Annotated in this window: 25 protein-coding genes and 1 other RNA gene; 7 read left to right on the forward strand and 19 right to left on the reverse strand. The window is 56.5% G+C overall.

What is annotated here, in order from left to right; all coding sequences use genetic code 11:
* Positions 1–3: 3 nt before the first annotated feature.
* The 7 genes from EL098_RS16580 to cstA all read right to left on the reverse strand — a co-directional run bounded on the left by EL098_RS16580 (position 4) and on the right by cstA (position 5,627).
* Positions 4–306 carry an addiction module antidote protein gene (locus EL098_RS16580; RefSeq protein ID WP_126357224.1) on the reverse strand — a complete coding sequence of 101 codons (303 nt, stop codon included), beginning with the start codon at positions 304–306 and terminating at the stop codon, positions 4–6.
* A complete protein-coding gene (locus EL098_RS16585) occupies positions 296–625 on the reverse strand; it encodes a type II toxin-antitoxin system RelE/ParE family toxin (protein ID WP_126357225.1) in 330 nt (109 codons plus the stop codon). The genes EL098_RS16580 and EL098_RS16585 overlap by 11 nt, the downstream gene beginning before the upstream one ends.
* 207 nt (positions 626–832) lie before the next feature.
* A complete protein-coding gene (gene ilvN, locus EL098_RS16590) occupies positions 833–1,117 on the reverse strand; it encodes an acetolactate synthase small subunit (RefSeq protein WP_232012452.1) in 285 nt (94 codons plus the stop codon).
* A 15-nt stretch (positions 1,118–1,132) separates the two neighbouring features.
* Positions 1,133–2,821, reverse strand: coding sequence for an acetolactate synthase large subunit (gene ilvB, locus EL098_RS16595; RefSeq protein WP_126357227.1), 1,689 nt, complete (start codon positions 2,819–2,821; stop codon positions 1,133–1,135).
* Positions 2,822–2,929: 108 nt separating this feature from the next.
* Entirely contained in the window at positions 2,930–3,028 is a 99-nt protein-coding gene (gene ivbL / locus EL098_RS16600; protein ID WP_071842708.1) for an ilvB operon leader peptide IvbL, read from the reverse strand.
* Positions 3,029–3,160: 132 nt separating this feature from the next.
* Complete coding sequence (locus EL098_RS16605) at positions 3,161–3,358, reverse strand: YbdD/YjiX family protein (RefSeq protein ID WP_045781583.1); 198 nt, start codon at positions 3,356–3,358, stop codon at positions 3,161–3,163.
* A gap of 163 nt (positions 3,359–3,521) precedes the next feature.
* Complete coding sequence (cstA, locus tag EL098_RS16610; protein WP_126357228.1) at positions 3,522–5,627, reverse strand: pyruvate/proton symporter CstA; 2,106 nt, start codon at positions 5,625–5,627, stop codon at positions 3,522–3,524.
* Between the two features lie 228 nt (positions 5,628–5,855).
* Here cstA and gdhA point away from each other — a divergent pair, with 228 nt between their 5' ends.
* Positions 5,856–7,199, forward strand: a complete 1,344-nt coding sequence (gene gdhA, locus EL098_RS16615) for an NADP-specific glutamate dehydrogenase (protein ID WP_126357229.1) — start codon at positions 5,856–5,858, stop codon at positions 7,197–7,199.
* A 69-nt stretch (positions 7,200–7,268) separates the two neighbouring features.
* Here the strand turns inward: gdhA and yczE are convergent, their stop codons facing one another.
* Entirely contained in the window at positions 7,269–7,883 is a 615-nt protein-coding gene (gene yczE / locus EL098_RS16620) for a membrane protein YczE (RefSeq protein WP_126358485.1), read from the reverse strand.
* Positions 7,884–7,974: 91 nt separating this feature from the next.
* On the opposite strand from yczE, the gene yczR reads away from it, so the two are divergent.
* A complete protein-coding gene (gene yczR, locus EL098_RS16625; protein ID WP_126357230.1) occupies positions 7,975–9,402 on the forward strand; it encodes a MocR-like transcription factor YczR in 1,428 nt (475 codons plus the stop codon).
* Positions 9,403–9,478: 76 nt separating this feature from the next.
* On the opposite strand, the gene EL098_RS16630 is transcribed toward yczR, so the two are convergent.
* From EL098_RS16630 to EL098_RS16640, 3 genes are all read right to left on the reverse strand, one after another.
* Complete coding sequence (locus EL098_RS16630) at positions 9,479–9,703, reverse strand: hypothetical protein (protein WP_126357231.1); 225 nt, start codon at positions 9,701–9,703, stop codon at positions 9,479–9,481.
* Entirely contained in the window at positions 9,700–9,954 is a 255-nt protein-coding gene (locus tag EL098_RS16635) for a hypothetical protein (RefSeq protein WP_126357232.1), read from the reverse strand. Before EL098_RS16635 ends, EL098_RS16630 begins: the two co-directional genes overlap by 4 nt.
* Positions 9,955–10,085: 131 nt before the next feature.
* On the reverse strand, positions 10,086–10,532 hold the full coding sequence (locus EL098_RS16640) for an Lrp/AsnC family transcriptional regulator (protein ID WP_126357233.1): 447 nt from the start codon (positions 10,530–10,532) through the stop codon (positions 10,086–10,088).
* Between the two features lie 105 nt (positions 10,533–10,637).
* Here EL098_RS16640 and EL098_RS16645 point away from each other — a divergent pair, with 105 nt between their 5' ends.
* Positions 10,638–11,531, forward strand: a complete 894-nt coding sequence (locus EL098_RS16645; protein ID WP_126357234.1) for a DMT family transporter — start codon at positions 10,638–10,640, stop codon at positions 11,529–11,531.
* An 18-nt stretch (positions 11,532–11,549) separates the two neighbouring features.
* Here the strand turns inward: EL098_RS16645 and ffs are convergent.
* Positions 11,550–11,646: signal recognition particle sRNA small type (ffs, locus tag EL098_RS16650), an RNA gene on the reverse strand.
* A 172-nt stretch (positions 11,647–11,818) separates the two neighbouring features.
* Here ffs and EL098_RS16655 point away from each other — a divergent pair.
* Complete coding sequence (locus EL098_RS16655; RefSeq protein ID WP_126357235.1) at positions 11,819–12,130, forward strand: MGMT family protein; 312 nt, start codon at positions 11,819–11,821, stop codon at positions 12,128–12,130.
* A gap of 28 nt (positions 12,131–12,158) precedes the next feature.
* Here EL098_RS16655 and EL098_RS16660 read toward each other — a convergent pair whose 3' ends face one another.
* Positions 12,159–12,731 carry a YbaY family lipoprotein gene (locus EL098_RS16660; protein ID WP_126357236.1) on the reverse strand — a complete coding sequence of 191 codons (573 nt, stop codon included), beginning with the start codon at positions 12,729–12,731 and terminating at the stop codon, positions 12,159–12,161.
* Between the two features lie 199 nt (positions 12,732–12,930).
* Here EL098_RS16660 and tesB point away from each other — a divergent pair, with 199 nt between their 5' ends.
* Positions 12,931–13,791, forward strand: coding sequence for an acyl-CoA thioesterase II (tesB, locus tag EL098_RS16665; RefSeq protein WP_126357237.1), 861 nt, complete (start codon positions 12,931–12,933; stop codon positions 13,789–13,791).
* A 40-nt stretch (positions 13,792–13,831) separates the two neighbouring features.
* Here tesB and amtB read toward each other — a convergent pair whose 3' ends face one another.
* The 5 genes from amtB to EL098_RS16690 form a co-directional block, all read right to left on the reverse strand.
* Positions 13,832–15,124, reverse strand: coding sequence for an ammonium transporter AmtB (gene amtB, locus EL098_RS16670; RefSeq protein WP_126357238.1), 1,293 nt, complete (start codon positions 15,122–15,124; stop codon positions 13,832–13,834).
* Positions 15,125–15,155: 31 nt separating this feature from the next.
* On the reverse strand, positions 15,156–15,494 hold the full coding sequence (gene glnK / locus EL098_RS16675; RefSeq protein WP_002891893.1) for a P-II family nitrogen regulator: 339 nt from the start codon (positions 15,492–15,494) through the stop codon (positions 15,156–15,158).
* 260 nt (positions 15,495–15,754) lie between these two features.
* Positions 15,755–17,530, reverse strand: coding sequence for a SmdB family multidrug efflux ABC transporter permease/ATP-binding protein (locus EL098_RS16680; protein WP_126357239.1), 1,776 nt, complete (start codon positions 17,528–17,530; stop codon positions 15,755–15,757).
* Positions 17,520–19,301 carry a SmdA family multidrug ABC transporter permease/ATP-binding protein gene (locus tag EL098_RS16685; RefSeq protein WP_126357240.1) on the reverse strand — a complete coding sequence of 594 codons (1,782 nt, stop codon included), beginning with the start codon at positions 19,299–19,301 and terminating at the stop codon, positions 17,520–17,522. The genes EL098_RS16680 and EL098_RS16685 overlap by 11 nt, the downstream gene beginning before the upstream one ends.
* Positions 19,302–19,378: 77 nt before the next feature.
* On the reverse strand, positions 19,379–19,840 hold the full coding sequence (locus tag EL098_RS16690; RefSeq protein WP_126357241.1) for an Lrp/AsnC family transcriptional regulator: 462 nt from the start codon (positions 19,838–19,840) through the stop codon (positions 19,379–19,381).
* Between the two features lie 115 nt (positions 19,841–19,955).
* Here EL098_RS16690 and EL098_RS16695 point away from each other — a divergent pair, with 115 nt between their 5' ends.
* Complete coding sequence (locus tag EL098_RS16695) at positions 19,956–21,002, forward strand: PLP-dependent cysteine synthase family protein (RefSeq protein WP_126357242.1); 1,047 nt, start codon at positions 19,956–19,958, stop codon at positions 21,000–21,002.
* Positions 21,003–21,036: 34 nt separating this feature from the next.
* On the opposite strand, the gene cof is transcribed toward EL098_RS16695, so the two are convergent.
* On the reverse strand, positions 21,037–21,861 hold the full coding sequence (gene cof, locus EL098_RS16700) for an HMP-PP phosphatase (protein WP_126357243.1): 825 nt from the start codon (positions 21,859–21,861) through the stop codon (positions 21,037–21,039).
* Positions 21,862–21,954: 93 nt separating this feature from the next.
* Between cof and EL098_RS16705 the strand changes: the two genes are divergently transcribed.
* Entirely contained in the window at positions 21,955–23,658 is a 1,704-nt protein-coding gene (locus tag EL098_RS16705) for an SgrR family transcriptional regulator (RefSeq protein WP_126357244.1), read from the forward strand.
* Positions 23,659–23,711 lie beyond the last annotated feature (53 nt).

A 23,711-nucleotide genomic window follows, 5' to 3' on the forward strand; every position in this document is an offset into this window, starting at 1 on the left:
CGGCTAGCCCGCAATCTCTGAGAAGTGGATCCCCACCGCGTGCAGAACTTTTTTGGTGGTTTTGATGGTGGGGTTTCCACGCTCGGACAGCGTGCGATAGAGCGTTTCACGGTTTAGATTGGCCGTTCTGGCGACCTCCGCAAAACCGCCTCTTGCCTCCACCAGCCGGCGCATGGCAATAAGGAACATAGCTTCGCCATCTTCACCGTCCAGCCCAATGAAGGCTTCTTTAAGATATTCTAAGGCGAAGGCGCGATCTTCGCGGAGCATATCAATAACTGTTTGATCAAATTCGCTAAATTTCATTTTTTCTTCCTTTATGCTCAAGCCACCATGCTGTTGCGCGCTCGATATCCGCCTGTTGATCACGTTTATCTCCTCCCGCCAGCAGTAGCCAAACGGCTTTACCGTCCTGGGCGTAGTAGACCCTGTAGCCAGGCCCTTCATCGATGCGCAGTTCCCATACGCCTTGCCCGCAGGGTTTATGATCGCCCGGGTTGCCCAACGAAAGCCGATCTATCCTCATGACTATTTTGGTTTTTGCTCTCGCATCCTTGAGCGCCCGCAGCCACTCTTTAAACGGCGTTTTTCCTTCTTTCGTTTCGAAGAACGTAATAATGTTCATCCTTGACTCCTCGAGTGTAGCTTTAAAGCAACAAATAAGCACGAACAAAATTGACTCGTGCTGATTTTTCTCAGGGCAGGCTAACGGATTCTTGCGTGAGGTTGGTTGAAATCGTTCTTTGACATGCCGGGATTGCGGCACGGGTTCCGGGACTTATGCATCCGGGCGCGGGGCTTTCAAAAATAGGCCTGAAAGCCCCGGTTTTATTTACTGCACAAATGCGGTCAGGCGGTTAAAGATGCCCGGGTCGTCGGCGTGGCGGATTATCTGCACGACATCCTCCAGCTTGTCGACCTGGCTGACCATCTGCTCAAGCCGCTGGTCGTCCCCCACCTGCAGCCATATGCGGCTCTGATCCCCTTCCGGCAGCGGCAGGCAGAGAATGCCCTCCACGTTGAACGCCCGACGGGCAAACAGGCCGCAAATATGTGACATCACGCCCGGGTGGTTGCGCACCGTAAGTTCCAGAATGACGGTTGATTGTTTGGCGATTGATTGTTGCATGGCTTACTCTCCAATCATCTGTGTGTTGGCGGCACCCGGCGGTACCATTGGGTAGACTTTTTCATCCGCGTCGATGCGAACGTGAATCAGGCAAGGCCCCGGGCGAGAAATTGCCTCCTGCAGCGCGGCGTGCGGATCTTCCGCCTGGTTCAGGTCACAGGTCGCCAAGCCAAAACCGCGTGCGATGGTGATGAAATCCGTCATTCCCGGATAAGTCGCCGCAAAGATATTCTGCTGGTAGAACAGCGTCTGCTGCTGATGCACCAGCCCCAGTGCCTGGTTGTTCATCAGGATAATTTTTACATCCAGATTGTTTTCTGCGGCGGTCGCCATCTCCTGGATATTCATCATCAGGCTGCCGTCGCCGGAGAAGCACAGCACCTTGCGGCCAGGTTCAGCCAGCGCTGCGCCAACCGCGGCCGGTAAGCCAAAGCCCATGGTACCCAGCCCGCCTGAAGTCAGCCACTGGCGCGGGCGGTTGAGCGGATAGGCCTGAGCAACCCACATCTGGTGCTGGCCTACGTCCGTGGTCACGATAGCCTCGTCATCCACGCACGCCGCCGCTGCTTTAATGAGCCCATAAGGCATCAGCGGATTGTCCGCGCCAGGCGTGGCAAACGGGAACTCGCGCTGTAAACCACTCACCGTTTGCAGCCACTCGCTGCGCCGGGAGGCTTTGGTTTGTGGGATAAGCTGGCTCAGCACTTCACTCACGTCACCGCGGATAGCCACGTTTGCCTGCTTAATTTTGCCGAGCTCAGCGCGATCGATATCAACATGGATAATTTTTGCATTCGGGCAAAACTCTTCGGTTTTACCAATCGCCCGGTCGTCAAAGCGGGCGCCAAGCACGATCAGCAGGTCCGCTTCGTGCAGAATAAAGTTGGTGCTACGCGCCCCGTGCATCCCCAGCATGCCCAGGGAAAGTGGATGCTGAGAAGGGATCGTGCCCAGCGCCATCAGCGTCATGGTTGTCGGCAGCCCGGCACGCTCTGCCAGCTCACGCGCCTGCTCAGCCGCGCCAGCGCTGATAATACCGCCGCCCAGGTAAAGCACCGGGCGCTTAGCTTCGTTGATCATCGCCGCCGCGCGTGCAATGTCCTGAGGGTCAAAGGCAGGAGCAGCGGAAGGCGCGGCCACCGCGGGCAGTTCAGCGATATCGATTTCAGCGGTCTGAATGTCTTTTGGAATATCGATCCACACGGGGCCTGGGCGGCCAGACTGAGCAATGCGGAAAGCATCGGTAATCACCTGCGGCAGCTCGCCGATGCTGCGCACCAGGTAGTTGTGCTTGGTGACAGGGATGGAAATTCCGTAGGTGTCCACTTCCTGGAAGGCATCGGTCCCAATCATTGAGGTCGGCACCTGGCCGGTAATGCACACTAAAGGAATGGAATCGAGACGCGCGTCGGCAATGGCGGTCACCAGGTTAGTCGCGCCCGGCCCGCTACAGGCGATGCAGACCGCCGGTTTCCCGCTGGTGCGCGCCATGCCCTGCGCCATAAATCCCGCGCCCTGCTCGTGACGAGCCAGTACGTGGCGAATGCGGGTGCTTTGGCTCAGGGCATTGTAGAGCGGCAGAACGGTGCCGCCAGGAATACCACTGACCGTTGTAATACCATGATGCTCCAGCATTTTTACAATCAGCTGAGCGCCGGTGATGCGTTGTGAGGGTGTGTCCGAAATTGCCATGCTCCAGTCCTTCTTATTAGCCGGTTCGCTTCTGGGCAGGCACTTAAAACAAGAAACCCCGCCCGGTTTGCGCCGGCGGGGTTTGGAATCGATGCGTTGATTCAGTCCCTACGGCGCATTGCCGACGACCACCACCACACGCACGACGACCACCGCGGCTGGTAGCGCGGTAACTAGTAGGGTCGAAGTCTGCAGGGAATGGGTCATGGGTTTCCTGAATCTTTGTTAAAAGTCGTTCTTGATAAAATCATACTCGCCGGCTTCGCACAACAGGATTTTTGCTGTCCGCTAAAAAACGAGTGAAACATCACATTTTTGTTCAATGCCGGCGGCGTAATTCTAACAGCAACGTGCGCCGCCTTTGCCCCCGTAGCGCGCATCCTGACGCTCGCGGAAAAACTCTTCATAGGTCATCGGCGTCTGCTCCGGGTGAGTCTGACGCATATGCTGCACGTAGTTGTCATAGTCGGGTACGCCGATCATCAGTTTTGCGGCCTGGCCGAGGTATTTACCGGCTTTAGCTAGATTATCGAACATGGTGTCTCCAGTAGATAGCCCCTCACCCCGACCCTCTCCCCAAAGGGGAGAGGGAGGAATAAAGAAACCCAAGCTATCCCCTTACCCAAAGGGGTGAGGGGAATAAAGAAGCCCGATTTATCCCCTCTCCCTCCCAGGGAGAGGGTTAGGGTGAGGGTAAAAATCAATGCACGCTTTTCGCCTGCGCCACAATCTCCCGGTAATTCTCCGGCATCGGCTCGTAGGGCGTTTCGCTCGACGTTGGTTTGTCAGACTTCAGCGCCTTGAGCGCGGTTTTCAACGAGAACCAGCCGAGCACCACAACCACTACCATAAAGAAGATTGTCAGCCCGGCATCCAGACGGTTATTGAACACCAGCTGAGTAAGCTGCGACTGGGTGTACTGCGCCGGAATATTGCCGCTGTCGATCATCGCCTGGAATTTGTTGGCGATGGCGAGGAAGCCCACTTTAGCATCAGAGCTAAACGCTTTCTGCCAGCCTGCCGTTAAGGTACAAACCAGCAGCCAGGCGGTTGGCATCAAAGCAACCCACGCATAGCGCTGCTTCTTCATCTTGAACAGCACAACCGCGCAGAGCATCAGCGCCATGCCTGCCAGCATCTGGTTGGCGATACCGAACAGCGGCCACAGCGTGTTAATGCCGCCCAGCGGATCGACCACGCCCTGGTGCAGGAAGTAGCCCCATGCCAGCACGCAAAGCCCGGTTGCCAGCAGGTTGGCCGGCAGCGAGTCGGTTCTTTTCAGTCCCGGAGAAATCACGCCCAGCAGGTCTTGCAGCATAAAGCGCGCCGCACGTGTCCCGGCATCCACCGCCGTCAGGATAAACAGCGCTTCAAACAGAATGGCAAAGTGATACCAGAAAGAGACGTCCATCAGCCCGCCCAGCGCGCCGTGCAGAATGTACGCCATGCCCACTGCAAGCGTTGGAGCCCCACCGGCGCGGGAGATAATGCTCTGCTCGCCCACTTCATTGGCGATCCTGGTCAACGTTTCCGGGGTGATATGGAACCCCCACCCGCTCACCACCTGCGCGGCAGAGGCCACCACATCCACCGTGCCGGCAGGGGCCAGCACCGCCATCGGACTGTTCATGGCGAAATAGACGCCTGGGTCGATAACACAGGCTGCCACCAACGCCATGATGGCAACAAAGGACTCCATCAGCATGCCGCCGTAGCCAATGAAGCAGGCCTGATTTTCATTTGCCAGCATTTTCGGCGTGGTGCCGGAAGCAATCAGCGCGTGGAAGCCAGAAACAGCCCCGCAGGCGATGGTGATAAACAGGAACGGGAACAGGTCACCGCTCCAGACAGGGCCGGTGCCATCGATGAATTTTGTTAATGATGGCATCTGCAGGGTCGGACGCATTATCAAAATGCCGATCGCCAGCCCGATAATGGTGCCAATTTTCAGGAAGGTGGAAAGATAGTCACGGGGTGCCAGCAGCAGCCATACCGGCAGTACAGAAGCCACAAAGCCATAGCCCACCAGCATCCACGTCAGCTGTACGCCCGTGAAGTCGAAGTATGGTGCCCAGGTCTCGCTCTCCGCCACCCAGCCGCCGGAGATAATGGCAAACACCAGCATCACCAGGCCAATCACCGAGACTTCGCCAATCCGTCCCGGACGTAAATAGCGAATATAGACGCCCATAAACAGCGCCAGCGGGATGGTAAAGGCGACGGTATAAGTCCCCCACGGGCTGTGGGTCAGCGCCTTCACCACGATCATCGCCAGCACGGCCAGGATAATCACCATGATCATAAAACAGGCCACCAGCGCGATAACGCCCGCAGTGTTGCCCATTTCTTCTTTCACCAACTCACCCAGCGAACGCCCGTTGCGGCGCGTGGAGACAAACAGCACCATAAAGTCCTGTACGGCTCCCGCCAACACGACGCCCGCCAGCAGCCAAAGCATGCCAGGCAGGTATCCCATTTGCGCGGCAAGCACCGGCCCCACCAGAGGTCCGGCCCCGGCAATGGCGGCAAAATGGTGACCAAACAGCACCTTTTTATCCGTTGGGACGTAATCAAGACCGTCATTATTCCGCACGGCCGGCGTCATGCGCGTGGCATCCACCGTCAGCACTCGTCTGGCGATAAACAAGCCATAGTAGCGATAAGCGATCAGATAAACACAGACTGAGGCAATCACAATCCACAGCGCATTTATCTGTTCACCCCGATTCAGAGCGATATAGCCGAGGGAGAATGCGCCGGTTAAGGCAAGCACGACCCAGACGAGGTGTTTCCCAATTTTATCCATCAATTTTGTCCGTTTTCTAAGTGGATACCGAGAGTTGTTACATTTTGTATCTAGCCTGGAAAAGCGGTTCTCACAATCTGAAGCGGGCAAAACGCGGGGCATTTACCTCAGTTTGTTAATGAGATCACCTAAATCTGGCTTGATGCCCGTTCATAAGAAAATGTTATAGTCGAAAAAAAACAGACAAAAAACGCATACATCACGACCTTCAACAAGGAGTTACCTCTGATGACTCAAGCTCTCTCACTAGAAGACTTTTTAACCTCAGTACAGTCACGCGACCCGCATCAGGTTGAATTCGCTCAGGCAGTTCGTGAAGTTATGAGCACGCTGTGGCCGTTTCTTGAAAACAATCCTCAGTACCGCCAGCAGGCGCTGCTCGAACGCCTGGTTGAGCCCGAGCGCGTTATCCAGTTTCGCGTGGCCTGGGTGGATGACCACAATCAGGTGCAGGTAAACCGGGCGTGGCGCGTGCAGTTCAACTCGGCGATTGGCCCGTTTAAGGGAGGGATGCGATTCCACCCTTCCGTTAACCTGTCGATCCTGAAGTTTCTCGGTTTTGAGCAAACCTTTAAAAATGCCCTCACCACGCTGCCGATGGGCGGCGGTAAAGGCGGCAGTGACTTTAACCCGAAGGGCAAAAGCGAAGGCGAGATCATGCGTTTTTGCCAGGCATTGATGATTGAGCTTTACCGCCATCTTGGCCCGGACACCGACGTTCCTGCGGGGGATATCGGCGTAGGCGGCCGCGAAGTTGGCTACATGGCGGGAATGATGAAAAAACTCTCCAACAACACCGCCTGCGTGTTTACCGGCAAAGGGCTATCGTTCGGCGGTAGCCTGATCCGCCCGGAAGCCACCGGCTACGGCCTGATCTACTTCACCGACGCCATGCTGCAGCGCCACGGCCTGGGCTTCGAAGGCATGCGCGTGGCGGTTTCCGGCTCCGGCAACGTGGCCCAGTACGCGATCGAAAAAGCGATGTCGCTCGGCGCCCGCGTGGTTACCGCCTCCGACTCCAACGGCACCGTAGTGGACGAAGCAGGTTTTACCGCAGAAAAACTGGTGCGCCTGTGCGAAATCAAAGCCAGCCGCGACGGTCGCGTAGTTGATTATGCTCGCGAATTTGGCCTGACCTACCTTGAAGGCCAGCAGCCGTGGAGCGTGCCTGCTGATATCGCTCTGCCGTGCGCAACCCAGAACGAGCTGGACGTCGACGCCGCGCAAACACTTATCGCTAACGGCGTGAAGGCCGTAGCCGAAGGCGCAAATATGCCGACAACAATTGCCGCGACGGAGTTGTTTGTGGAAGCTGGCGTGCTCTTTGCGCCGGGCAAAGCGGCAAACGCTGGCGGCGTAGCGACGTCAGGGCTGGAAATGGCGCAGAATGCGGCTCGCCTAAGCTGGAAGGCTGAAAAGGTGGATATCCGCCTGCACCACATCATGCTTGATATTCATCAGGCCTGCGTTGACTACGGCGGCGAAGGAAAACAAACGCACTACGTTCGCGGCGCAAACATCGCCGGGTTCGTAAAAGTCGCGGACGCGATGCTGGCGCAGGGCGTGCTGTAATTTGACTGGTGAGGGCCTTCGCCCTCACCTTCTCAGGCTACAGAGTAAGCTTCATTTAGTCCCTGAGGATCATGATATGACCTCGGGTACAGCAGGCACCGTTTTTTTCAGCGGCTTAACGCGAAACCACGGCAGGCAGAGCTGGATCAGCGGCCCGATGGCTAAAGCATAAAGCACGGTGCCCACGCCAAAACTGCCGCCCATCAGCCAGCCGGAGAGCAGCACCGTCACCTCAATGGCGGTACGCACGCTGCGCACGGACCAGCCCGTTCTGGCGTGGATCCCGGTCATCAGTCCGTCACGCGGCCCGGCGCCAAAGCCTGCGCCGATATACATTCCGGTCGCCAGCGCGTTGACAATCAAAGCGCCCGCCAGCAAAAACGAACGGGCAACGAGCGATTCCAGCGGCGGCATTAACGCCAGCGTGGCATCTGCCGCCAGCCCTAAAACAATCACGTTGCTGATGGTACCGAGCCCCGGACGCTGGCGCAGCGGGATCCACAGCAGCAGCACCAGCGCGCCAACGATAATCATTACCAGACCAAGGTTTAACGATAACAGCCTTGCCACACCGAGGTGAAAGACGTTCCACGGGTCAGCCCCCAAATCTGCACGCACAAACATGGCGGTTGAGACACCGTAAAAGACCAGGCCGGTATAGAGCTGCAGCAGGCGGCGTGCCATCATGATAAACATCCTCGTTGAGTTTTTATGGCTATACCCTCTCGCAAAATGGACTTAGTATTAAGGTCCAGTTATCAAAAAGTGGACTGCTATGACGCTGCGCAGAATCGGTACCTCGTCTTTAACACGCCTGCTGGGCCAGTGGCAGCAGACGTCATCCCGCTCACCGGTGTATCGCCAGCTGGCCGATGGGCTTAGGCTGCTGATCCTGGATGGCAGACTACCGCTCGACAGCAGGCTGCCGGGAGAAAGAGAACTTTCAGTCTCGCTGGGCGTAAGCCGCACGACGGTGGCTTCCGCGCTGGCTCAGCTGCGTGAAGAAGGCTATCTGCTAAGCCGGCAGGGCTCAGGATCGGTTACCCTGCTGCCCGAAAGCAGCCCGGCCATTTCCCCGCTGCCCGGCAATGCTCCGGTGCTCGACCTGTCCACTGCGGCCCTTAGCGCCGGGCCTGAAATTCACCGGGCCTATTCGTCTGCGCTGACCTTCTTGCCGGAACATTTGTCCTCCACCGGCTATGACAGCCAGGGGCTGCCGGAGCTGAGAGAGGCCATATCGCGCCACTATACTGCTCGTGGATTACCCACCTCGCCGGACCAAATTATGGTGGTCAACGGCGCCGTTAGCGGGCTGGGACTGATTCTCAGGTTGTTTACCGGCCCCGGAGATCGCGTTGTTGTCGATCATCCAACTTACCCAATGGCGCTGGCCGCTATCCGCGGAGCTTCCTGCCGACCGGTGCCGGTCAGCCTGCCCGCAAGCGGTTGGGACGTGGAAGGTCTGGCGGCAACCATCGCCCAGACTTCTCCCCGGCTGGCCTACTTAATTCCCGATTTCCATAACCCAACCGGCCGCTGCATGGATGCCGAGACGCGCCAAAGGGTAAATGAGATTGCGGCCCGCAGCCACACGACGCTGGTTGTGGATGAGACCATGGCCGATCTCTGGTTTGATGCACCGCCGCCAGCTCCACTGGCCGCCTTTGGCGCAGAAGATCACATCCTCTCTTTGGGGTCAGCCGGAAAAAGTTTCTGGGGCGGGCTGCGCCTCGGCTGGATAAGAGCCTCGGCCAAAACCATCAGCTCGCTGATACAAATCCGTAATACCTTTGATTTAGGAACGCCGCTGCTGGAGCAGCTTGCCGCCATTCAACTCTTCAATGAGGCAGAAAATTTTCTGCCTCAACGCAGGGAAATGCTTCGCCAACGCTGCGAGACCAGCTTCGCTACGATGCAAACGCTGTTCCCTGACTGGAAAACCTCTCCCCCGGAAGGCGGATTATCGTGGTGGGTGGAGCTGCCGAAACCGCTGGCCACAATTTTTGCCGCTTCGGCAGAAAGCCAGGGCATTCGAATCGGCGCTGGGCCGCGATTTGGCGTTGAGGGAGCCTTCGAACGTTTTTTACGCCTTCCCTTTAGCCTTGAGCCCAGGGAGATGGAGCGAGCCCTTCAGCGGCTGCAACCGCTGTGGCAGCATCTGGCGGCAACGAGAAATGAAAGTCTCAGGGGAGTGGTATTTTAACCAGCGGATTATTTCCCTCTAAAATAAAAGAGGGAAATAATACTCTATAATAATTGCAACAGACCGGCGCTAAATATTAATGCTGTGAGATTCTGGGGATGGCAAACCCTTTAAGGGTGATGGTGAAATGCTCACCCTCTTTTTTAATACAGGCACCGGTATCGCACCAGTCTGAAGCGATACGGAAAAACTCATCGCTGCCAATATTCCAGCCCAGTTTTACCTTTTTCAGGTGGCCTGAACGTAATAACTCACAGGCTTGCTGATAGCTGTAGGCGGTACTGTCCGTACCGGCGTTCATTTTTTCTTCTTCAGCAGTTTACGCAATGCCTTGATCTCGCGATCGTTTAAAGGCGTTACGCGCGCTTCTGAAGTGTGCTGGCTGTCCACGTCGTCTTCGTCAACACCCACATCACCGTCGATCTCATCAAAGGCTTTTGACAGAAGTCTCTCCGTTACGCTTGCCAGGGTTTCACTATTTTCTTCCGCATAGTGACGAATCTTCTCTTTTAACTCGATGCTTATTTTTACGTTCAGCGTAGCCGTCGTCATTGCAAATCCTTAGTGCTTAAACAGAGGTTGATGTTTAATACTATAGAGAATAAATAAGATCCAGCCAGCGCGATAAATTTAATATTTCTGTCATAATTCAAATACCCGCAAAATATATCCGGGTTTAGCCATTACAACGGCGGCAGTCTTCGTTTTACCGGCGTACTTTTAACAATAGAGGTATTGCACTGGGCAAACTCGGCCAACTCATCAAGGATTTCATCCAGTTGCTCGATAGAGCGAATCACCAGCCGGATGATGAAGCAATCTTCGCCGGTAATTTTGTCGCATTCTATGCACTCAGGGATCGCCTGAATCATCTTCTCCACTTTATGCAGCATGCCAGGCAAAGGTTTCATTCGGACCAGCCCTTGCAGGGTATAGCCCAGCGCCGGCAAATTGGCGCTCATGGTGTAGCCGTTAATCACACCCCGCTCCTCAAGCCGCTTCACTCTTTCTGCCGTGCTCGGAGAAGAGAGACCAATTTTTCCACTCAATACTTTCAGCGAGATACGGGCATCAGCCGCAAGAATAGTCAGAATATGCCTGTCGATCTCATCAGGAAGGTAATCACTCATTTTTATCTCATTTATAAAGGCAAAAGGATTTAACAGGCTAATTTTAGCACTTCAACGTGCCCATCGTAGCGTTCAGAATAAAGCTCTTTATTCTGGAGAAATAAAATGACTCGTGAGATAAGAACCGGCAGCCTGCAAATGATTGCAGCGATGCTCATCTCCGGCACCATCGGCGCACTTGTCGTGTTTTCTCAGCAGCCTATCGCCAACGTCGTATTCTGGCGCTGCGTTTTTGCGACTCTTGCCCTCTTCATAATGGGCATGATTAGCGGTAACTGGCGCAGCCATTTGAACCGCAAGGTTGTCTTTATCGCTGCACTGGGCGGGGTGGCGCTGGTTGTGAACTGGCTTCTGCTTTTTGCTGCCTATTCGCGAACGTCCATCGGGCTGGCCACGGTGCTCTACAATACGCAGCCGCTAATGCTGGTAGTCATGGGCGTTTTTATCCTTAAAGAGAGGGTAAGCCGCAGCAGGTGGCTCTGGCTGGGAGCCTCGTTTGTCGGCATGCTGCTTGTGCTCTCGAGCGGGCTAAACCATAGCGGTAACAGCGGCTGGCTGTTGGGCATTGTGATGGCGCTGGGTGCCGCACTCTTTTATGCCCTGACGGCGCTCATCACCCGCCAGCTGAAGGGCGTTCCTCCGCAGCAAATTGCTCTAGTTCAGGTGGCCGTAGGCACAATTTTGCTGCTGCCGCTGGTGGATTTTCAGCAGCCAATGACGCTTACCCATTGGGGCATCGTGGCGATGCTGGGCATACTTCATACCGGCGTGATGTACCAGCTGCTGTACGGCGCGATTCAAAAGCTGCCGACGTCGGTGACCGCTTCGCTCTCATTTATCTACCCGATTGTGGCGGTGGTGGTGGATCGCTTTGCCTTTAACCACAGCATGAGCCCGATTCAGTTTGTCGGTGGCGCAATGATTTTGCTGGCGGCAGCGGGGATCAACTTAGGGTGGGGAGAGAAACGTCGGTCTAAAACGGTGCTGGCAAAGGGGTAGGCCAGAATTGGGTGGGGGCCCTGCCAGCTACATCCCGGCACACACGACGCCTGCTGCGGCTGCTTCCTTCCGGACCTGACCGAGTTCACAAGTTAGTGTTGCGGGAGAACCAACAGGGCCCCCATTGAGAGCGTTGTTATCCAACGCGCAGGCGCATTATCCACATAGCCCCCGGCAATTGCAAGCCGGTGGCGGTCAGGTGTTGGTTTATTGCGCATCAGCGGTTTAGGTTGGTACTTTCCCCGTCAGCCGATTATCCTTAGAAACGATTTTGTCAGGAGTTGACTATGGATAATCACGATTCCTTCCCACAGCGGGTTTACCAGATTGTTGCCGCCATTCCTGAAGGTTACGTTACTACCTACGGTGAAATTGCAGCACTTGCCGGGTCGCCCAGAGCCGCTCGCCAGGTCGGAGGCGTGCTTAAGCGTCTGCCGGAAGGCAGCCGTTTACCGTGGCACCGAGTGGTGAACCGACAGGGTGTTATCTCGCTGACCGGGCCGGATCTCCAGCGTCAACGCCAGGCGCTGCTGTCAGAAGGTGTGATGGTGTCGGGTGATGGTCATATCGATATGCTGCGCTATCGCTGGCGCTATTAAAAACGCCCCCATCCGGGGGCGTTAAACGTTAGTACGTTGTTGGCGCGGGTACCGCTGAAGATGGCGTTACCTGAGTCGGAGAGGTTGAAGGCACGCTCGCTGCTGCCCCACCGCCCTGCTGGGCCGGAATAGCCGTATTTTGTACCGGCACCAGCGTCAGATCGGCCTTCGTCCCGCCCTGGTTGATGACCGGCTGGAAGGTATCGGTGATAAACATTAGCTTACCGTCAACGGTAATGGCTGCGCTAAGCAGGATACGCGCGTTCGGCTGAATATCAGACGGGTTGAACGGTATCACGAAGCTGAAAGGCGCCTGTTTACCTTCGGTACGCACGACTTTTTGCGCAATCACTTTAGATGGCGCATCGGCCAGTGAAGCGTCTGAAACGGTCACCGTTAGCACCGCATCCGGCGGCAGGGCAACCCGCTGACGGATCCAAGCCGTACCGGAGACATTAGGCAAGGCGATAGAAGATTGCTGGGCAGACGCGGCACCGGCGGAGGCACTCGGTGCAGGCGTAGGAACATCAGCACTTTTATGTGCACAACCTGCAACGGCAACCGCGATGGCCAAAGCACTTAACATAGGCACGAGTTTCATTGATTTTTTCTCCTTATTATCAATGTAGCGCCGGGGACGAACCCCGATGAAAAACACGCGTAACGGCTTAAGTGTGGCACAGATCACTTAATTCTGCTTAAAACCAGGAATGTTCCCAGCCCCGACTCGTTAAATGCGCGGTTTGCGGGCATGTTATAATCACCGCAATTGCCACATTCCCCCTTATTGAGGACATTTTATGAGTCAGGCGCTCAGCAATTTATTGGCGTTACTTAACCTGGAAAAAATTGAAGAGGGACTGTTCCGTGGCCAAAGCGAAGATTTAGGCTTACGCCAGGTATTTGGCGGGCAAGTGGTCGGCCAGGCGCTTTATGCGGCAAAAGAAACCGTGCCGGAAGAGAGGCTGGTCCACTCGTTCCACAGCTACTTTTTACGCCCGGGCGACAGCCAAAAACCTATCGTTTATGACGTTGAAACCCTGCGTGACGGCAACAGCTTCAGCGCTCGCCGCGTCGCTGCGGTGCAAAACGGAAAGCCGATTTTTTATATGACCGCGTCATTCCAGGCGCCAGAGCCTGGCTATGAGCACCAGAAAGAGATGCCGCCTGCGCCAAAGCCTGACGGTCTGGTATCTGAAACGGATATCGCCCGTTCGCTGGAGAAATTCCTGCCGCCGCAGGCAAAAGAGAAGTTTCTCAGCGAAAAGCCGCTGGAAATTCGCCCGGTGGTATTCCATAACCCGCTCAAAGGCCACGTAGATCAGCCTGCTCGCCAGGTCTGGATCCGCGCTAACGGCAGCATGCCGCAGGATCTCCGCGTGCATCAGTATCTGCTCGGCTATGCCTCAGACTTTAACTTCCTGCCGGTTGCCCTGCAGCCCCATGGCGTAGGTTTCCTCGAGCCGGGTATGCAGGTCGCCACTATCGATCATTCCATGTGGTTCCACCGCCCCTTCGACATGAACGACTGGCTGCTTTACAGCGTGGAAAGTACATCGGCTTCGAGCGCTCGCGGCTTTGTGCGCGGAGAGTTTTATACTCAGGATGGTGTGCTGGTGGCTTCTACCGTTCAGGAAGGCGTGATGCGTCATCGCGGGTAGTGAAAAACCTCGCCCTGGCGGGCGAGGTTCTCAGGACTGATTAGCTGTTGTAAGCGTTTTCGCCGTGGCTGTTGACGTCCAGGCCTTCACGCTCTTGCTCTTCTGGTACACGCAGCCCAACGGTCAGGTCAGCAATTTTGAACGCGATAAACGCGACAACGCCTGACCATACGATGGTGATAGCGACGCTCTCCAGCTGAACCAGAACCTGATGCCCCATGGTCACGCCTTCGGCGTAACCTACGCCACCCAGAGAAGTTGCCGCGAAGATACCGGTCATGATGCAGCCGATGATGCCGCACACGCCGTGCACGCCGAACACATCACAAGGGTCATCAACGTTGAGCCATTTTTTCAGCGTTGTCACACCCCACAGGCCGGCCAAGCCAACAACCAGACCAATCAGCAGCGCGCCGCCCACGCCAACGTAACCACACGCTGGAGTAATACCTACCAGACCTGCAATAGCACCGGAACAGGCGCCCAGCAGAGAAGGTTTACCGCGCAGCGCCCACTCGCCAAAGACCCAGGAGAGGATAGCACCCGCAGTTGCCACAACGGTGTTCACAAACGCCAGGGCAGCAATCTCATTGGCGGCGCTTGCGGAGCCGGCGTTAAAGCCAAACCAGCCGAAGTACAGGATTGCGGTACCGATAAACACCATTGGCAGGTTGTGTGGCTTGAAAGCTTCTTTGCCGAAGCCAACGCGTTTACCCACCAGGTAAGCGCCCACCAAGCCAGCAACAGCGGCGTTAATGTGCACCACGGTACCACCGGCGAAGTCCAGCGCGCCATGGGTCGCAAGGATACCGCCGCCCCATACCATATGCGCAATCGGCACATAGGAAAGCGTCAGCCAAACGGCCGCAAAAATCACTACCGCAGAGAAGCGCACGCGCTCGGAGAGGGAGCCGACGACCAGGCCTACGGTGATACAGGCGAAGGAGCCCTGGAACGCAACGTGAATATACTGGTAGAAGGTCCCCATCAGCGCTTTCAGCGGGATGTTTTTCAGCATCACCCAGTCAAAGCTACCGAAGAAATTGTTGCCGGTATCAAACGCCAGGCTGTAGCCGTAAACCACCCACAGTACGCACACCAGCGCGAAAGTGACGGAGATTTGCGTCAGCATCGACAGCACGTTTTTGGCACGAATCAGGCCGCCGTAGAACAGCGCCAGGCCTGGGATGGTCATAAACAGCACCAGCGCGGTGCATATCATCATAAAGGCGTTATCGGCTTTGTCCGCGACCGCAGGCGCGTCCGCAGCGAAGGCGAGCGCCGGCAGCAATGCCAGCCCACCTGAACCAAGAAGTGCAGCTAGTTTTTTCATTTTTCTCATCCCAATCAAGGCTTACCAGCAGTTACAGAGCGGCTTCGTCGGCTTCGCCGGTACGAATACGAATAACGCGTTGCAGTTCTGCAACGAAGATTTTCCCGTCACCGATTTTGCCGGTGTAGGCGGCTTTGCTGATCACGTCGATAACTTCATCGAGCTGATCGTCAGCAATAGCGACATCAATTTTTACTTTGGGCAGGAAGTTGACGCTGTACTCGGCACCACGGTAAAGCTCCGCATGGCCTTTCTGGCGGCCGAAACCTTTAACTTCGGTCACGGTAAGCCCTTGAATACCGATTGAAGAGAGTGCTTCACGCACGTCTTCAAGTTTGAACGGTTTGATTACCACGGTGACCAGCTTCATAAATCCTCTCCCCTCAGAATTAGGTTGTTACCTGCACGTAGAGAGCAAAGCAAAGCTCATGCCAGGAATAAAAAAGCGGCAGGATTCAGCACGTTTTCAGGCTTCTGGCGGGTTACCGGAATGCGGCATCGGCAAGTGTGATTGGACGGGATTCGTCTGAAAAGAAAAAACGCACCACTGCGGTGCAGGATGCGTTTTTGTGTTGCACCAATGCGGAGAAGCATCGGTTTTTCAGGGGGGCGTTGCCTGCTTGTGGTGCATCAGGCGGTAAGCGACTCTTCCTGCGCGGCGGCGGCAAGCTCCTCGCCCGCCAGCTGTAGCTGATACATCTGCCAGTAACGCCCCTGCTGCGCCAGCAGTTCACCGTGGGTGCCCCGCTCCACGGCCTGGCCGCGATGCAGCACCAGAATGGTGTCAGCGTCGGTAATGGTAGACAGCCTGTGGGCAATGACCACCAGCGTGGTGTGCTGACGGACCACCGCCAGCGCGCGCTGAATAGCCTGTTCTGTCCCGGAGTCAATGTTCGCCGTCGCCTCATCGAGGATCAGGATCTGCGGCGCTTCAACCAGAACACGCGCCAGGGCAAGCAGCTGCTTCTGGCCGACGGAGAGATTATTTCCTTGCTCGCCCAGGCGAGTATGGATGCCCTCCGGCAGCGCACGAGCCAGCTCCGCAAGCTGAACCGTCTCCAGCGCCTGCCAGACCGCCGCTTCGCTGATATCACGCCCCAGGGTGACGTTGGCGAAGAACGAGTCGGCCATCACCACCGGATCCTGCTGTACCATAGCCACGCCGCGACGCAGCGTTTCATGGCTGAGGGAGTCAAGCGGCCTGCCATCAAGGCGTATTTCGCCTTTCGTTAACGGGTAATACCCCATCAGCAGGTTTGCCAGGGTACTTTTCCCGCTCCCGGTGTGCCCGACCAGCGCAATAAAGCTGCGGGAAGGCACTTCAAGGTTAATGTCCTGCAGCACCAGCCGGTCGCCGCGATAGGCAAACGATACGTTGTCGACGGAGATAGACCCGCTGGCTAGCGGGCGGTTGTCGTTGCCGTAATCCTGGCGCTTGCCGTCCATCAGCTCAAACACGCGCTCGCCGGCAACCACCGCCTGCTGGAGGATCGACTGCTGAGTCGTTAATTCGATCAGCGGTTCGTTCAGGCGGCCAAGGTAGTTAATAAACGCATACAGTACGCCGACTTCAATGGTGCCCCGGGAAGTGAAGCCGAACAGCATCAGCAGACCGCAAAGGATCATCGCAGAAAACAGGCTCAGCAGCGGGCGCAAAAGCCAGCCGTCGAGCCGCAGCGTTTGCATACGCGCCAGATAATGGGAGCGGCTCGCCTGCCCCATTCGCTCGCCAAAGCGAGCCTGCTGACGGAACTGCTGAATCACGCTCATGCCGTTGATGACTTCGTTAAATCCGTCGTTAATGTCCGCCAGGTAACTGCGTACACGGCGCACAATCGGCGTGCTGTAGCGCTGGTAGATAAACATCACGGCAATCACCGCCGGGAAAATGGTTATCGCCACCAGCGCCATGCGCCAGTCGAGCGTAAACATCGCTACCAGCATAGCGCCGATCAGCGCTGCGCTGCGCAGTACCGTCGCCACCACCGTGACATACAGGTCGCGAATCACCTCGGTGTCGTTGGTGACGCGGGAAATAAGCTGCCCGACAGGCTGAGTGTCAAACGCGCTCAAAGGCTGACGCAGCGCGGCGTCCATCACGTCGGTTCGCAGTTTTTGCACCACGCCTACGGCCGCTTTGTTAAACAGCAGGGCCTGGAGATAGTGCAGCCCGGCGGCGCTTATCGACAGCAGAATGTAGGCGACGGCCAGCCCGGCGGCGAGGCCAAGCGGCATCTGATTTTTGGCGACCATGTTATCGATGAAGTAGCTGACCAGCACCGGCCCAGAGACTTCCGCAGCTGCCGCGACCCAAAGCATCAGCATCGCGCCAGCCAGCGGTTTACGCCAGGGCGATCCGTAGGCCAGCAGACGTTTGATCGTTGGCCACTGTTGTTTACGACTCATCGGCGCTCTCCCTGACTTCTTCCAGCCCCGGAGCCTCGTCCAGCGCGGCCTCCAGCTGTTGATAACGGTACATATCACGGTACCAGCCCGGCTGAGACGCCAGGCTGTCATGGCTGCCTCGCTGGGCGATATGGCCGTGCTGCAACACAAGGATTTCGCTGGCTTCCGTTAAGGCCGACAGGCGGTGCGCGCTGATAATGACCGTGCGGTGTTCACCCCACTCGCGCAGGTTGTGCAGGATCTGGTGCTCGGTACGGCCATCAACGGCGGAGAGCGCATCGTCCAGAATCAGGATCTCGGCGTTCAGCAGCAGAGCACGCGCGATGGAGATACGCTGCTTTTGGCCACCGGAAAGCATCACGCCGCGCTCCCCGACTTCAGTCTCATACCCCTGAGGCAGCCGCAGAATATCGTCATGGACGCTTGCCAGGCGGGCGACATGCTCAATTTCCTGCTGCGTTGCGTTTGGCTTACCCAGCGCAATATTGCTGGCAACGGTGTCGGAGAACAGGAACGGCGTCTGGTTGACGATAGCCAGGCGGCTGCGCCAGCCGTCAATTTTCAACGCCGTGAGCGGGAGACCGTGGTAACAAATATCCCCATCCTGAATGTCAAAATGGCGCTGAATCAGGGAAAGAATGGTGCTTTTTCCGGAGCCTGTAGGCCCGCACAGGCCAAGCATTTCACCGGGCTTAAGGGTGAAATTAACGTTCTGCAGCGTAGGCTTGGCGGCCTGTGGATAGTGGAACTCGCGAATGGTAGCCACCAGTTCAGCTCGCCCTTCCGGCAGCGTTTTATCACCATCAACAACGCCCGGCTCTTCTTCCAGCATGGCGCGAATACGACTGTAGGCCGCGCTCCCACGTTCAACGATATTGAACATCCACGCCAGCGCCAGCATCGGCCAGATCATCAGGCCGAGGTACATGACAAAACTGGTGAGCTGACCCAGGGTGAGGCTTCCGTCAATGACCATCCAGCTTCCGCCGCCGATAGCCAGCAGGTTGGCGGCACCAATCGCGACATAAATGGTGGGATCGAAACGCGCATCGATACGCGCAACACGCATGTTCTTCGCTCCGGCGTCCTGCGCCTCGGAGGCAAACAGCGCCGACTGACGATCCTCAAGGCCAAAGGCTTTGATCATGCGGATGCTGGTCATGCTCTCCTGGGTGCGATCGTTCAGCGCGGAGAAGGCCGCCTGAGCGACCTTGAATCTGTCGTGCAGGCGCGCGCCGTCACGCTTAATGACAACGGCCATAATCGGCATCGGCAGCAGCGCCAGCAGGGTCAGCTGCCAGCTGATTTGGGTCGACATAACGATCAGTACCGCCAGCCCCATGACCAGCGAGTCCACCAGCGTCAGCACCCCTTCCCCGGCGGCAAATACCACACGATCCACGTCGTTGGTGGCGCGCGCCATCAGGTCGCCGGTGCGGTGCCGAAGATAAAATTCAGGATGGTGCCGGCTTAGCTGGCGGTAATAGTTTTCCCGCAGCTCAACCGCCAGCTGATACGACGCCCCGAACAGCAGGACGCGCCAGACATAGCGCACCAGATAAACCACCACGGCAATAAGCAGCATCACGCCAACCCACATCAGCACCTGCTGTGAGGAGAGACGCTGCTGAACTACGCCATCCACAATCACGCCCACCAGTTTTGGCGGCACAAGCTGCAGAATGGCGATAATAATAAGCAATGCTACCGCGCCGAGGTAGCGTCGCCACTCGCGGGTGAAGTACCAGCTTAATTGAGCAAATAATCGCACGAAGTTAAGATCCTGAAATGCTGTCTGCCGGCCAGGGCAAAAGGGTGAAAGGCTTTACCGTCCCGCTAAGCGCGGAATCATGACGTTAGAGGTAATGCTGTGGTGTATTTTATCTGTTCCATGGCAAAACTCGAAGTGACATCGCTTAATCCCGGGATGCCATTAACCAGCCGCTTGTAAAAATCATCATAGCGCTTCATGTCTGCCACCTGAACCCGAATCAGATAGTCGTACTCGCCGGCCATGCGCCAAAAGCCGAGCACTTCGGGCATCGCCTCCACTACCGAGACAAATTTACCGTACCATTCGCTGCTGTGCTGCTGGGTTTTAATCAGCACAAATGCCGTCAGGCCAAGGCCGAGCTTTTCCGGATCCAGCAGTGCGACTTTGCCACGAATATAGCCTTCATCTTCCAGGCGTTTTAATCGTTTCCAGCACGGCGTGGTGGTCAGATTAACGGCATCCGCTAACGCCTGCAAAGAAAGGGTGCAGTCCTGCTGCAGCATCGAGAGCAGATTACGGTCTATTTTATCTATCAAGCGGCCACCAGAGAGAAATATTTTCTCTAATGGAAGCGTTAAAAAGACAAAAAGGCAACTTTTTTATCCACGGTTTGGATTACGCTAAGCACAAATTGATAAACGAGAACGCTCCATGACCAGCACCTGGGTTACCCACGCGATTAGCGAAATTAACGCCGACTATCAACGTTCTGCGGACACCCATCTTATCCGCCTGGCTTTGCCGGGTTTTCCGGGTATTCAGCTCTACCTGAAAGATGAAAGCACGCACCCGACCGGCAGCCTGAAGCACCGCCTGGCACGCTCGCTGTTTCTTTATGGGCTGTGTAACGGCTGGATAAATGAAGGGACCACGATTATCGAAGCCTCCTCAGGCTCGACGGCGGTGTCTGAAGCCTATTTTGCTCGCCTGATCGGCCTGCCTTTTATCGCGGTAATGCCTGCCAGCACCGCAAAACGCAAAATTGAACAAATTGAATTCTACGGCGGCCGCTGCCACTTTGTTAAAAGCGCCTGTGAAATCTATGCCGCGTCAGAGATGCTGGCCCGCGAATTGAACGGCCATTATATGGATCAGTTCACCTATGCCGAGCGCGCCACCGACTGGCGCGGTAATAACAACATCGCGGACAGTATTTTCCGCCAGATGAAGCATGAACCCAACCCGGTACCGGATTACATCGTGATGAGCGCCGGAACCGGCGGCACCTCGGCAACCCTTGGTCGCTATCTTAGATTCCAGGACCATAACACCCGGCTGATGGTTGTCGATCCCCAGAACTCGGTGTTTCTTGACTACTGGCAGCAGCGCGACTGCAGCCTGAAAAGCGAGGTCGGCAGTAAAATTGAGGGCATTGGCCGCCCGCGCTGCGAACCTTCGTTTATCCCTGACGTCATTGACGAAATGATGCGCGTGCCCGACGCCGCAAGCGTGGCAACCATGCAGTGGCTGGAATCTCAGCTTGGTCGTAAGGTGGGTGCCTCAACCGGCACCAATATGTGGGGCGTCCTGCATCTGGCGGCAAGAATGCGCGAGGAAGGCCGCAGCGGCTCTATCGTGACGCTGCTTTGCGACAGCGGGGAGCGCTATCTTGAGACCTATTACAATTCTGCCTGGGTCAACGAGCATATCGGCGATCTCTCGCCGTTTAAGGCCGAGATTGACTCTCTGATAAAATAAAAAAACCGGGCTTTTGGCCCGGCGCTGAAAGGTCTCAATATTCGGGGGAATAGGTGAGATGTGGAGTATCCAGCCAGTGCGTCAAATAGTGCGAGACCGCCTGGTTACGGCAGTGGCCGATAACCGGCAGGTGGGGTAAATCCGCTTTAAGCTGCGGCATGGCGTTGCCCATGATCAGGCCGTGCCCTACCGCTGAGAGCATTTCGCGGTCATTCATTGCATCGCCAAATGCCATGCAATCCTGCAGTGTGAAACCCAAATGTGCGCTCAGGACGCCGAGCGCCGCGCCCTTGTTGCTGCCCACCGGCAGCACTTCCAGACAGTCCATCGCCGAGAAGCAAAGAAATGCTCTGTCGCCCAGCGCGTCATTAAGCTGAATACGCAGGCGACACAGATCGTCATGATCGCCGCAGAAGCAGATCTTGGTCACTTCATGGGCCGGTAACGTGCGGAGATCGACGATGCGCGGGCGGAAGCCGCTGTAGACATGGGCGTGAAGCAATTCCGGAATCTCATGACTGGTTAACCAGCCTGAATCGTTAAAGGCGTGCATGCTGGCTTCGGTATCCCAATGCCCGTGAAGCACGGTCTCAACCACCCAGGGTGAGAGATCGTTGCGGTGCATTAGCTCGCCTTCCATGCTGTGAATTCGGGTGCCGTTGCCGGTGATCAGAAAAGCCTCAAGATCGAGTTTTCCCAGGATATGGCGCATCTCCAGCTCGTGACGACCGGTCGCAAAAGCCAGGGTTATCTGGCGCTCTTCACGCAGGCGCTTCAGCGTGTTCAGGGTTGCTTCCCCAAGATGATGGTCGGGCAGCAGCAGCGTGCCGTCCATATCAAATGCAGCCAGACGAGCCATGGTTACTCCAGAAGTTACGTGACAGGCAAAAGTATCCCCTGGAATATACGGAACTAATAGTGAATACTTGGGGAAAAATGTTCCGGGTTTTTTATGCGACTTCTGAATCGACTCAATCAATTTCAGCGTCTGTGGCAGCCTTCTGCCGGAGAGCCACAGCAGGTCACCGTTGCCGAGCTTGCCGGGCGCTGCTTTTGTAGCGATCGTCACGTCAGGACGCTGCTGAATCAGCTGGAAGATGCGGGCTGGCTTCGCTGGCGCGCGCAGTCCGGACGCGGCAAACGCGGTGAGCTGACCTTTCTGGTTTCGCCGGAAAGCGTCCGCTCCGGCATGATGGAGCAGGTTCTGGGTAAGGGCCAGCATCAAAACGCGCTGGAGCTGGCTCAGCTAGCGCCGGAGCAGCTGCGCCAGCTGCTTCAGCCGTTTCTTGGCGGCCAGTGGCAAAACGATGTGCCTACGCTTCGTATCCCTTATTATCGCCCTCTCGATCCCGTTGGCCCAGGGTTTCTGCCGGGGCGCGCCGAGCAGCATCTGGCAGGCCAGGTTTTTTCGGGCCTGACGCGCTTTGGCCGTGAAAGTCCGCAGCCGCAGCCCGACCTTGCCCACCACTGGCAAGTCTCTGACAGCGGCCTGTGCTGGGACTTTTTTATTCGCTCAACCCTGCACTGGCATAACGGCGAACCTGTCGAAACTCACCAGCTCCAGCAGCGCCTGATGATGTTGCTGGCGCTGCCCGATCTGCGTCGGCTGTTTATCAGCGTCGAACGTATCGAAATCCCGCATGCGCAGTGCCTGCGTTTTATTCTGCACCGTCCGGATTACTGGCTGGCGCATCGTCTGGCAAGCTACTGCAGCCGCCTCGCCCATCCGCTGGATACTCAGCTGGGCTGCGGCCCGTTCCGCATCGCCAGCTTTAAGCCAAACCTGGTGCGGCTGGAAAGCTTTGAAAGCTACCACCTGAAGCATCCGCTGCTGAAAGCCATCGAATACTGGATAACGCCGCAGCTTTTCGAAACAACGCTCGGCACCAGCTGTCTCCATCCGGTGCAGATTGCCATTGGCCAGCAGGATGAGCTGGAGAAGCTTCGCCCGGTCAGCAACAGCATCAGCCTGGGGTTTTGCTATCTGGGGATCCGGCCACAGGGCAGGCTTAGCGCAGAGCAGGCAACAACAATTATGCAGATTGTTCGGGAGCCGGAAATGATCGGCACGCTGCCGCTGAAAAGCGGGCTGATCACCCCGAACACCGAGATGATCCCCGGCTGGCAAATCCCCGCATGGGATCGGCATAAAGCCGTCAAATTGCCGAAAAAGCTCACGCTGGTTTACCATTTGCCCGTTGAGCTTCACGCCATGGCGCTGCAGCTAAAGCACTACCTGGCTGAACGTGGCTGCGAGCTGACGGTGATTTTCCACGATGCCAAAACCTGGGCCGGCTGCCAGCATCTTATCGACGCCGATATCGTGATGGGTGACCGGCTGATCGGCGAGGCCCCGGAGTTCACGCTTGAACAGTGGCTGCGCAGCGATGTGCTATGGCCTAATTTATTGAGCGCCGGGCAGTATGCCCATCTGCAGGCCACGCTGGATGCGGTGCAGGCTTATCATTCACCTCATGAGCGTAATGAAGGGCTGAAAGAGGTATTTCACGGCCTGATGCGGGATGCGGTAGTTACGCCGCTGTTTAATTATCGCTACCAGATAAGCGCCCCGCCCGGCGTCAACGGCATTGAGCTGAACGCGTGGGGCTGGTTCGATTTTTGCGAAGCCTGGCTCCCGCCGCCGGGCATGGCGTGAAGAAGCTGGTTGATCCATTCCGGGGGCGTTACCATACCCCTTTTCCAGACACC

The sequence above is a fragment of the Cedecea lapagei genome (genome assembly GCF_900635955.1).
Lineage (GTDB): Bacteria > Pseudomonadota > Gammaproteobacteria > Enterobacterales > Enterobacteriaceae > Cedecea > Cedecea lapagei.

Bases quoted from the DNA above. Each gene is read 5' to 3' on its own strand.
- EL098_RS16580 (WP_126357224.1), bottom strand. From the start codon at position 306: ATGAAATTTAGCGAATTTGATCAAACAGTTATTGATATGCTCCGCGAA.
- EL098_RS16585 (WP_126357225.1), bottom strand. From the start codon at position 625: ATGAACATTATTACGTTCTTCGAAACGAAAGAAGGAAAAACGCCGTTT.
- ilvB (WP_126357227.1), bottom strand. From the start codon at position 2,821: ATGGCAATTTCGGACACACCCTCACAACGCATCACCGGCGCTCAGCTG.
- ivbL (WP_071842708.1), bottom strand. From the start codon at position 3,028: ATGACCCATTCCCTGCAGACTTCGACCCTACTAGTTACCGCGCTACCA.
- EL098_RS16605 (WP_045781583.1), bottom strand. From the start codon at position 3,358: ATGTTCGATAATCTAGCTAAAGCCGGTAAATACCTCGGCCAGGCCGCA.
- cstA (WP_126357228.1), bottom strand. From the start codon at position 5,627: ATGGATAAAATTGGGAAACACCTCGTCTGGGTCGTGCTTGCCTTAACC.
- gdhA (WP_126357229.1), top strand. From the start codon at position 5,856: ATGACTCAAGCTCTCTCACTAGAAGACTTTTTAACCTCAGTACAGTCA.
- yczE (WP_126358485.1), bottom strand. From the start codon at position 7,883: ATGGCACGCCGCCTGCTGCAGCTCTATACCGGCCTGGTCTTTTACGGT.
- yczR (WP_126357230.1), top strand. From the start codon at position 7,975: ATGACGCTGCGCAGAATCGGTACCTCGTCTTTAACACGCCTGCTGGGC.
- EL098_RS16630 (WP_126357231.1), bottom strand. From the start codon at position 9,703: ATGAACGCCGGTACGGACAGTACCGCCTACAGCTATCAGCAAGCCTGT.
- EL098_RS16635 (WP_126357232.1), bottom strand. From the start codon at position 9,954: ATGACGACGGCTACGCTGAACGTAAAAATAAGCATCGAGTTAAAAGAG.
- EL098_RS16640 (WP_126357233.1), bottom strand. From the start codon at position 10,532: ATGAGTGATTACCTTCCTGATGAGATCGACAGGCATATTCTGACTATT.
- EL098_RS16645 (WP_126357234.1), top strand. From the start codon at position 10,638: ATGACTCGTGAGATAAGAACCGGCAGCCTGCAAATGATTGCAGCGATG.
- EL098_RS16655 (WP_126357235.1), top strand. From the start codon at position 11,819: ATGGATAATCACGATTCCTTCCCACAGCGGGTTTACCAGATTGTTGCC.
- EL098_RS16660 (WP_126357236.1), bottom strand. From the start codon at position 12,731: ATGAAACTCGTGCCTATGTTAAGTGCTTTGGCCATCGCGGTTGCCGTT.
- tesB (WP_126357237.1), top strand. From the start codon at position 12,931: ATGAGTCAGGCGCTCAGCAATTTATTGGCGTTACTTAACCTGGAAAAA.
- amtB (WP_126357238.1), bottom strand. From the start codon at position 15,124: ATGAAAAAACTAGCTGCACTTCTTGGTTCAGGTGGGCTGGCATTGCTG.
- glnK (WP_002891893.1), bottom strand. From the start codon at position 15,494: ATGAAGCTGGTCACCGTGGTAATCAAACCGTTCAAACTTGAAGACGTG.
- EL098_RS16680 (WP_126357239.1), bottom strand. From the start codon at position 17,530: ATGAGTCGTAAACAACAGTGGCCAACGATCAAACGTCTGCTGGCCTAC.
- EL098_RS16695 (WP_126357242.1), top strand. From the start codon at position 19,956: ATGACCAGCACCTGGGTTACCCACGCGATTAGCGAAATTAACGCCGAC.
- cof (WP_126357243.1), bottom strand. From the start codon at position 21,861: ATGGCTCGTCTGGCTGCATTTGATATGGACGGCACGCTGCTGCTGCCC.
- EL098_RS16705 (WP_126357244.1), top strand. From the start codon at position 21,955: ATGCGACTTCTGAATCGACTCAATCAATTTCAGCGTCTGTGGCAGCCT.